General features: G+C 30.1%; 9 protein-coding genes. All 9 read left to right on the plus strand.

The features are described from left to right. Positions 1–19 precede the first annotated feature (19 nt). The 9 genes from E6248_RS01660 (at position 20) to E6248_RS01700 (ending at position 10,258) form a co-directional block, all read left to right on the plus strand. On the plus strand, positions 20–2,101 hold the full coding sequence (locus E6248_RS01660) for an HDIG domain-containing metalloprotein (RefSeq protein ID WP_316339110.1): 2,082 nt from the start codon (positions 20–22) through the stop codon (positions 2,099–2,101). Between the two features lie 230 nt (positions 2,102–2,331). Beyond that, positions 2,332–2,832 carry an rRNA maturation RNase YbeY gene (gene ybeY, locus E6248_RS01665; protein WP_316339111.1) on the plus strand — a complete coding sequence of 167 codons (501 nt, stop codon included), beginning with the start codon at positions 2,332–2,334 and terminating at the stop codon, positions 2,830–2,832. A gap of 224 nt (positions 2,833–3,056) precedes the next feature. Then, entirely contained in the window at positions 3,057–3,758 is a 702-nt protein-coding gene (locus tag E6248_RS01670; RefSeq protein ID WP_316339112.1) for a diacylglycerol kinase, read from the plus strand. A gap of 121 nt (positions 3,759–3,879) precedes the next feature. After that, on the plus strand, positions 3,880–4,770 hold the full coding sequence (era, locus tag E6248_RS01675; RefSeq protein ID WP_316339113.1) for a GTPase Era: 891 nt from the start codon (positions 3,880–3,882) through the stop codon (positions 4,768–4,770). A 4-nt stretch (positions 4,771–4,774) separates the two neighbouring features. Then, positions 4,775–5,518 (plus strand): DNA repair protein RecO, encoded by a 744-nt coding sequence (gene recO, locus E6248_RS01680; RefSeq protein WP_316339114.1) that lies wholly within the window; start codon positions 4,775–4,777, stop codon positions 5,516–5,518. 13 nt (positions 5,519–5,531) lie between these two features. Next, a complete protein-coding gene (locus tag E6248_RS01685; protein WP_316339115.1) occupies positions 5,532–6,140 on the plus strand; it encodes a DUF4342 domain-containing protein in 609 nt (202 codons plus the stop codon). A 195-nt stretch (positions 6,141–6,335) separates the two neighbouring features. Continuing rightward, the gene (locus E6248_RS01690) at positions 6,336–6,974 is read left to right on the plus strand and encodes a helix-turn-helix transcriptional regulator (RefSeq protein WP_316339116.1); all 639 of its coding nucleotides are present in this window, start codon (positions 6,336–6,338) and stop codon (positions 6,972–6,974) included. A gap of 78 nt (positions 6,975–7,052) precedes the next feature. Then, positions 7,053–9,683, plus strand: coding sequence for a pyruvate, phosphate dikinase (ppdK, locus tag E6248_RS01695; protein ID WP_316339117.1), 2,631 nt, complete (start codon positions 7,053–7,055; stop codon positions 9,681–9,683). Between the two features lie 326 nt (positions 9,684–10,009). Further along, entirely contained in the window at positions 10,010–10,258 is a 249-nt protein-coding gene (locus E6248_RS01700; protein WP_316339118.1) for a DUF4318 domain-containing protein, read from the plus strand. Positions 10,259–10,319 lie beyond the last annotated feature (61 nt).

The raw sequence follows: 10,319 nt of genomic DNA on the forward strand, positions 1-10,319 counted from the left end.
ACTACAGTAGTAAAGGGGGATGAACTTGTTTTTGAAAAAAGATATAAGAAAAGAAGAGTTGAAGTACAAGAGATGGCTAATATATATAGCCGTATTTTTAATAACATATTTATTATTGCTAACATCTATAGCGCCTAAAAAGCATAACTTATCAGTTGGAGATATAGCTCCTGTAGATATAAAGGCTCCTATTGATACTATAGATGAGATAGCAACTCAAGAAAAAGTACAAGAAGCAATAGCAAAAGCAAAAGAGGATAAACAGTATTCAGTTAAAAGTGAAGTTAAGACTCAGGCTATTGAGAATATAAATAAATTGTTCACTAAGATTTCGTCTGAAATTTCATCTAGTAAAGAGGCTAAGGATAAATTAACAGAGGTTAAAAAAATAGATGCTTTTAAGCTGAGTGATGATGAATATAATACTTTACTTGGATTATCAGCATCTCAAGTATCTGATGTACAAACTATGACTGTTAATACATTGGAAGAGGTTTATGCAAAGAATATTGAAGATAATAATTATGAAGCATTACAGAATGCAAGGAATATAGCTTTAGAAGAAATTCAAAGTAATAATTTAGATAGGTCTCTTGAAGAGTGTCTAACTACAATAGTATATTCTCAAATAAAGCCTAACTTTTTTATAGACACAGAAAAAACTGAAGAGAAAATTAAAGAAGCAGAAAAAAGTGTTCAAAAAGAAGTTATTAAAAAGAATCAAATAATAGTTAAAGAGGGAGAGCCTGTAACTGAAAGACAAATAGAAATTTTAGAAGAGCTTGGATTGTTAAGTAATGGTCTTACCAAAAGCAACGTATCATCATTTTTAGCATTAGCAGTTTTAGTAGCTTTAATATTATTTATTCAATTCAGTTATATATATAAAGAAAGACCAGAGGTATTTAAGAATACAAAATTAATAACTCTTATAAGCAGTATTAATATTATTGCTTTAGGGTTATCTATGGGACTTAATATAATTTCGCCTTATAGTATACCTGTAGTTTGTGGAGCTATTCTAATGACTATTTTGATTGATTATAGGATATCTTTAGTAACTAATCTTTTAAACTTAATATTTATATCTATTATAGTTGGATTTAATCCATCAATAATACTTTTATCAATTTTAAGTATTATACTTGGCTCTACAGCAGTTAAGAAGGTTCAACAAAGGAATGATATTATATATTCAACTGGATATATTGCAGTAATAATAGGTGTTTTAGCATTAACAATTGGTATGATTTCATCTAATAATTTAAAAGAAAACTTTATTCAAACAGGTTACACATTAATAGGTGTTGTTTTATCAGGAATTTTAGCTGTTGGATTATTACCATTTTTTGAATCAATATTTGATGTAGTAACTAATATTAAGTTATTAGAGCTTTCTAACCCAAATCAGCCATTAATGAAAAAACTTATTATGGAAGCGCCGGGTACTTATCATCATAGTATGATGGTGGCTAACTTAGCTGAAGCTGCAGCTGAATTAGTTGGAGGCAATCCTGTAATTGCTAGAGTAGGTGCATATTATCATGATATAGGTAAGACGAAAAGGCCTTATTTCTTTGGTGAAAATCAAATAGGCAGAGATAATCCTCATGATAAGATTACACCAAATTTAAGTACTTTAATTATACTTTCTCATACTAAGGATGGATTAGAGATGGCTAAAGAGCAAAAGATACCTAGAGTAATTAAGGATATTATAGTACAACATCATGGAACTACTTTAGTTAAGTATTTCTACTTTAAGGCTAAAAAAGAAGCGGAGAATCCAGATGAGATTAAGGAAGAAGATTTTAGATATCCAGGTCCAATTCCTAATACTAAGGAATCAGGAATACTAATGCTTGCTGATAGTGTTGAGGCTTCTGTTAGATCTATTACAGATCCAACTAAAGGTAAAATTGAAGAAATGGTTAATAATATAATTAATGATAAACTTAATAATAGGCAACTTGTAGATTGTGATTTAACATTGAAAGATGTGGAGATAATAAGAAAGAGTTTCCTTAAAACTTTAGATGGAATTTATCATCATAGAATTGAATATCCATCTGAGGCAAAAACTAAAAAGGAAGTAAAATAAGGCTGTCGTAGACAGCCTTAATTATAATGAAAAATGAAGAATTAAGAATGAAAAATTAAGGGAGTAATTTGTTCCAAATTATTTTAATAAATACTTTTTTGATATAAAAATTATTAGTAAGTAACAGTTAATAAGTATTAGGTGATATTTAGCAAGTGAAAACTAATAGTTAACAATTATTAGATTATATAGAGTTTAGTTTAAATAGCTTAAAATATAAGGAGAGAAGAATGTTATATACAGAAAATAGACAAGATAAAATTGAAGTTACAGATGAATTTGTAAATAAAATTACCGAGGTATGTAATTTTGCTTTAAAAGAGGAAAATATGGATATACCTTATCAAATTTCATTATTATTCGTTGATAATTCTGAGATAAAAGAAATAAATAATGAGACTAGAAATATAGATAGAGAAACTGATGTGTTATCATTTCCTATGTTAGATTTTGAAGAGGGAAAAGTATATAAAGATATTTATGTTGACTTTGAATTCGATGAAACATTTAAGGATGGAGAAGAACTTATATTAGGAGATATGGTTTTATCTTTAGAGAAGGCTTTAGAACAAAGTGAGGAGTATGGTCACTCGTATGAAAGAGAAGTTAGTTATTTGGTAGTTCATTCCATATTACATTTACTTGGATATGATCATATGGTAGATGAAGATAAAGTTAAGATGAGATCAAGGGAAGAGGAAATATTAAATAAATTAGATATTAGAAGATAACATATAAGTTGCAATAAAGACTCTATATTTAGGTGAATTATTACCTTGAGGTATAGAGTTTGGGTAAAGTAAGTACTTAAGTAATTTATATTAAAGAAATTAAATAGTATATATGATTTCGTTTTGTAGTACTTTATTAAAGAATGAGTATTACCTTTTAAGTTATAAGGCTATAAGAAGTAAATTATTAATTGAAACATATATACTAAGTATAGGGGTAGATTATGAAGATAAAAAAGTTGGTTGAAAGTTTTAACTATGCAATAGAAGGGATTATACACACAGTTAGAACTCAAAGAAATATGAGAGTTCATTTAGGGGCAGCTTTATGTGTGCTTATAGCATGTTTTGTTATAGATATATCTAAAGCAGAATTTTTAGTTTTAGCTGTAACTATAACTTTAGTTTTAGCTGCTGAAGTAATTAATACTGCTATAGAAGCAACGATAGATATGAGCACAAATCATTATCATCCCTTGGCTAAGATTGCAAAAAATGCAGCAGCAGGGGCAGTTTTAATTACTGCTATTAATGCTTTAGTTGTTGGTTATGTGATATTTTGGGATAAGATTTCTTTAGTATCTTATGATGTAATACATAAAATGAAGGAATCTGATCCATATATGGTGCTAATAGCTTTAGTAGTAGTTACTATTGCTACTTTGATTGTTAAATCTATATATGGAGAAGGTACACCTTTAAAGGGAGGAATGCCTAGTGGTCATAGTGCCCTTTCTTTTTCAATTGCAACGGCTATATCTCTAATTACTGAAGAACCTATATGTATAGCACTTAGTTATTTAATGGCATTTATTACGGCGCAAAGTAGGGTAGACTCTAATGTTCACTCTATTTTTGAAGTGGTTGTTGGAGGGCTTTTTGGGACCTTACTTACGCTCTTAATATTTGTTATTTTTAAAATATAAATTTAATTAAATAGATGATAAAAGTTCTTAAGAATGCTATAATTTTAAAAAAGAAACTTTTAATAATTTCAAATTATTAATTAGTGCTGCTATTAGGTAGCACCTTAAACTAGGAGGAAAAATGTTTAAATCAGGATTTGTAACGATAGTAGGAAGACCTAATGTAGGTAAGTCAACATTATTAAATCATATAATGGGGGAAAAGCTTTCTATAGTATCTAATAAACCTCAAACAACAAGAAATAATATTCAAACAATATTAACTGGTGATAATCATCAATTAGTCTTTGTAGATACTCCAGGGATACATAAGCCTAAGCATAAGCTAGGGGAATATATGGTTAACTCTGCGAAAGACTCAATTAAAGAAGTAGATTTAGTTTTATTTTTAATAAATCCAGATGAAGAGATAGGAAGAGGAGATAAGTTTATAATTGAAACTTTAAAAAATCAAAAAGCTCCAGTATTTTTAGTGGTAAACAAAATTGACGAATTTACTCAAGATAGAGTAGCAAAAACTCTACAAATGTATTCACAGGAGATGGAGTTTAAAGAAATTATTCCAATTTCAGCTTTAAAGGGAAAGAATGTAGAAAAGTTAGTTGAATTAATGATAGACTCTATGCCTGAAGGTCCTAAATACTATCCGGATGATATGATAACAGATGTTCAAGAGAGATTTGTAATATCAGAAATAGTAAGAGAAAAGGCTTTAAGAACATTAAGAGAAGAAATACCTCATGGTATTGCTGTAGATGTAATTCAAATGAAACAAAGCCCATCAGGTACATGGCATATAGAAGTAGATATGCTTTGTGAAAAAGATTCTCACAAAGGAATAATAATAGGTAAAAATGGTCAGTCTTTAAAGAAGATAGGTGAAAGTGCAAGATATGAAATAGAAAGGTTCTTACATTCTAAAGTTAACTTAAAAATATGGGTTAAGGTTAGAAAAGAATGGAGAGACAATCAAAACCTATTAAAGGAGCTAGGCTATAAGAAGATGAAATAGGGAGATGGTTTTTCTGTCACTACATAAGGTGAGAGCTGTAGTTATTAAAACTATGGAATATAAAGAAAATGATAAACTAGTATGGTTATATACTAGCGAGTTTGGAAAGATAACAGCTATAGCTAAGGGATCAAGAAAGAGTAAAAGTAAATTTTTATCTATTACTCTTCCCTTATGTTATGGGGAATATATAGTATTTAAAGGAAAAAATTTATATAACCTTCAAGAAGGAAAAATAATAAGTTCTTTTCAAGGTTTATTAGATAATTTAGATAAATTAACATACTCATCTTATATATGTGAGCTTATTGATATATGCATTGAAGAAGGGGAAGTAAATCAGGAGCTATTTAGAAGCTTTATTACATGCATGTACTTGCTTAATACAGATGCATTAGATTATGAGCTACTTATAAGGGCCTTTGAGCTTAAAATATTAAGTGCTACAGGCTATGGGTTAAATTTAGACTATTGCGCAAGCTGTAGAAAGAAGATTACAGTGTCTAATTATATATCATTATCTAGTTATGGAGGACTTTGTGAAAGCTGCGAAAAGGTTCATGGAATTTACATTTCAAAGCCTGCATATAATTCAATAAAGTTTTTAATGAGAACTCCTATGGATAAAATATATAAGTTAAATGTAAATGAAGAAGTGAAAAGGGATATAAGAAAAGTAATTACGCATATTATATCCTCAAATTATTCTAAAAAGCCAAAGAGCCTAGAAATGTTAAATTATATTTAAGGAGTGATTAAAGATGGAGATTACTTTAGAAAAGGTTGATTTAGTTATTGAAAGAACAGGTGTTACTTACGCAGAAGCAAAGCATGCTTTAGAAGTAAGTAATGGAGAAGTGTTAGACGCAATAATTTATATTGAGAGTATAAAAGAAGCTGATGCAGAAGCAAATAAAAAAATAAAAAGTGAAAGTATAGATGATTTTAAAGATTGGCTTAAAGAATTAATCAATAAAGGAAATGTAACTAGAATTAAGATTAGTAAAGATGGTAAGGAAATTGTAAATGTACCTGTAAATGCTGGAATAGCTGCAGGAGTTATAGCTATAATATTACCACCTGTATTAGCCTTTGTTTTAATTGCTGCTGTAGTTACTAAGATAACTGTAGAAATAACTATGGCTGATGGTAGCGTAGAAGTAGTAAATAAATATATAAGCAAGGCAGTAGATGAAATAAAAGATGTTGCTACTGATGTTGCAGATAAAGTTAAGAACAAAGTTGATGAAGTAAAAAAAGATAAGTCAAGCAAGGATGAATATAAGGTTTACAAAAAATCTACAATAAATACATCTGATGAAAATGATAATTCTTTCACATATACTGTTAATTTTGATGAAGAAGAGTAAATTAAAGGAAAATAGAGATAAACAGTGGAGAGAGTAAAATAAAAGAATGAAAATAGGGATATTCGGTTAAAATGAGTGATTTTTCAGAAAATTAAGTATAGTCAAACTATTATAAAATGTTATAATTAGTATGTAAATATCAAACTAATCAAAATTATCTGAATATTCCTATTTAATCTAGAAAGAGGGATAAATTTGAAGTTGTCAGAAAGGCAAGAAGAAATTATTAGGCTAGTTAAAAAAGGACAGCCTGTAACTAGTGAAGCTTTAGCAGAAAAGCTTGGAGTTACTAGAGCTGCTTTAAGAGCAGATCTTGCAATTTTAACGATGATAGGGGTATTAGATGCTAGACCTAAGGTTGGTTATGTATATTTAGGTGAGGCTGAAAATACTAGAATATTAGAAAATATATCTAGAGTTTTAGCTGGTGAAATTATGTCTAAGCCAGTTACTGTTACTGAGGAAACTACAGTATATGATGCAATCGTATTCTTGTTTTTAAATGATGTGGGTACATTATTTATTGAAAACAATGGGATTTTAGTAGGAGCTGTTTCAAGAAAAGACTTTTTAAAGAATGCAATAGGCGGAACAGATATACATAAGGTTCCAGTTGGAGTTATTATGACTAGAATGCCTAATATAGTATGTGGATCTACAGAAGATAGTGCTTACGATTTAGCAAAAAAAATAATAGAGCATGAAATAGATAGTATACCAATAGTTGAGAAAATGGGGGATGGGTTAAATGAAAAACCTCAATTTAAAATTGTTGGAAAGATTTCAAAAACTAATATTACAAAGCTCTTCGTAAAACTGGGTGAGGGTAATTAATTACATTATTTAATTAGCTAGCTACAGCCAAAGGCTGTTAGTATATACATCAATTTGATTGAACGGAGGAGTATTGAGATGGAGAAAAAGAAGTATGTTTACCTTTTTAATGAAGGGAATGGGTCAATGAAAAACCTTCTAGGGGGTAAAGGGGCAAATTTATCAGAAATGATTTTACTAGGAATTCCAGTACCACAAGGATTCACAGTTACAACAGAAGCTTGTAATAAGTATTACGAGGATGGGAAAGTAATATCACAAGAAGTAATTGAAGAAATTCATCAAAAAATTACTGAACTTGAAGAGATAACTGGTAAAGAATTTGGTAGCTTAACTAAACCTTTATTAGTATCAGTTAGATCAGGTGCAAGGGTTTCAATGCCTGGTATGATGGATACAGTATTAAATCTTGGTTTAAATGATGAGTCTGTAGTTGCTATGGCAGACTTAACAGGAAATCCAAGATTTGCATACGATTCATATAGAAGATTTATTCAAATGTTCTCTGATGTTGTTATGGACATTGAAAAGAGATTATTTGAAAATCTAATAGATGAAATGAAGGAAGAAAAAGGTGTTGAATTAGACACAGACTTAACTGCGGATGATTTAAAAGAACTAGTAGAAAAATATAAAGAACTGTACAAAAAAGAAATGGGAACAGACTTCCCTCAAGATCCTAAAACTCAATTAATAGAATCAATAACAGCTGTATTTAGATCATGGGATAATCCAAGAGCTATAGTTTATAGAAGATTAAATGATATTCCAGGAGAATGGGGTACAGCAGTAAACGTTCAAGAAATGGTATTTGGTAACAAGGGAGAAACTTCAGGTACAGGGGTTGTATTCTCAAGAGACCCTGCAACTGGTGAAAATGTAATATATGGTGAATATTTAATGAATGCTCAAGGTGAAGACGTTGTTGCTGGGATTAGAACACCTCTTCCGATTGCAAAATTAGAGGAGCAAAACCCAGAAATATACAAGCAATTTACTGATATTGTTCATACATTAGAACATCACTACAAAGATATGCAAGATATGGAAATAACTATAGAAGAAGGTAAGTTATACTTCCTACAAACTAGAAATGGTAAGAGAACAGCTCAAGCTGCTTTAAAAATTGCTGTTGACCTAGTTGAAGAAGGAATGTTGACTAAGGAGCAAGCGATACTTAAGGTTGAGCCTAACCAACTAGATTCATTACTTCACCCTGCTTTCCATACTGAAGACTTAAAGAAAGCTACTCCAATAGCTAAAGGTCTTCCGGCTTCTCCAGGAGCTGCTTGTGGTAAGATAGCATTTACTGCAGAGGAAGCTAAGGAAAGAAATGAAAAAGGTGAAAGTGTAGTCTTAGTAAGACTTGAAACTTCACCAGAAGATATCGAAGGTATGATAGCTGCTAAGGGTATCTTAACTGTAAGAGGTGGTATGACATCTCACGCAGCAGTTGTTGCTAGAGGAATGGGAACTTGCTGTGTTGCAGGATGTGGAGCTTTAAGAGTTAATGAAGAAGCTAAAACTTTAGAAGTAGATGGAAAAGTTTATACTGCTGATGATTTCATCTCAATAGATGGATCAACAGGTAATATATATGGAGAAGCTGTTAATACAGTTACACCAGAAATTTCAGGACACTTTGCTACATTTATGGGATGGGCAGATGAAATAAGAAAATTAAAGGTTAGAACTAACGCTGACTCTCCAAGAGATACTAAGCAAGCTGTAGAGTTTGGAGCAGAAGGTATTGGATTATGTAGAACTGAGCATATGTTCTTTGCAGAAGATAGAATTATGGCAGTTAGAGAAATGATAGTTGCTAAGAGTGAAGAGCAAAGAAGAAAAGCTCTTGAAAAATTACTTCCAATGCAAAGAGAAGATTTCGTTGGAATATATGAAGCTTTAGAAGGTATGCCAGCTACTATTAGATTCCTAGATCCACCTCTACATGAATTCTTACCTCATAATGATGAGGATATTCATTCTTTAGCTAATGATTTAGATATTACTTTTGATGAGTTAAAAGCTACTGTTAATGAATTACATGAGTTTAACCCAATGATGGGACATAGAGGATGTAGATTAGCAGTTTCTTATCCAGAAATAGCTGAAATGCAAACTAGAGCAGTAATAGAAGCTGCTATAGAAGTTAAAAATAATAAGGGCTATGATATAGTACCTGAAATAATGATTCCACTAATTGGTGAAATTAAGGAATTGAAATATGTTAAGGATGTAGTAGTTAATACTGCTAAGGAAGTAATGGAAGAAAAGGGAGTTCAATTAGACTATAAAGTAGGTACAATGATTGAAATTCCAAGAGCTGCATTAACTGCAGATGAAATTGCTAAGGAAGCAGACTTCTTCTCATTTGGAACAAATGACTTAACTCAAATGACATTTGGATTCTCAAGAGATGATGCTGCTAAATTCTTAAATAGCTACTATGAAAAGAAAATATATGAACAAGATCCATTTGCAAAACTAGATCAAACTGGTGTAGGTGCATTAGTTAAAATTGCGACTGAAAAGGGAAGATCAGTTAAGAGTGATCTTAAGATTGGAATATGTGGAGAACACGGTGGAGATCCATCATCAGTAACATTCTGCCATAATATTGGATTAGATTATGTTTCTTGTTCACCATTTAGAGTGCCAATTGCTAGATTAGCAGCTGCACAAGCTCAAATTAAAAATAAAAGATAGAGTTAAAGGGACTGCTTAGGCAGTCCTTTTTAAATTAAAAATGAAGAATTAAAAATGAAAAATTAAGGAAAATTTCCTTAGGAGTTTTTAAGTGATCAAAGAATGAAAAAATTAAAAAATGAAAGAATGTTGGATAAAATCCTTAAGGATTTTTGAATAAAAAGTACTTCACATCAATTAAATTTTAAGTTTTGCTATGCAAAACCTACTTGATTATCCATTATGTATCATCAATTATTAATTAAAAAGATTGATTGGTAATCTATTATATAATTAAAGAATAAGGATAGTATAAAGAAAAAATCATAAATTAACTGGAGGAATTTATGGGAATGTTTAAAAATATGATAAAAACAAGTATTGATATTCCGTATGGGGACTACACTGTTTATCCAACAGTTAGTATTACAAAGGATGCTATTATTGAATATTGTACTAAGGAAAAAATTGATTTTGAATTCTTAGAAAATAATTCAGATGATAATATGCAAGTAAAGTTAGATAATAAGCTCTATGAAATACTACGATTTAATGCTGGTAGAGGTGGCTACGGAATCAAATGCAGACCAGTTTAATATTAATAAAATGTGAGTCGTTTTATTAATTAAAGAATGAAAAAATTAAAAAATGAAAGAG

Source organism: Clostridium sp., from assembly GCF_032552055.1.
Taxonomy (GTDB): Bacteria; Bacillota; Clostridia; order Clostridiales; family Clostridiaceae; genus Clostridium.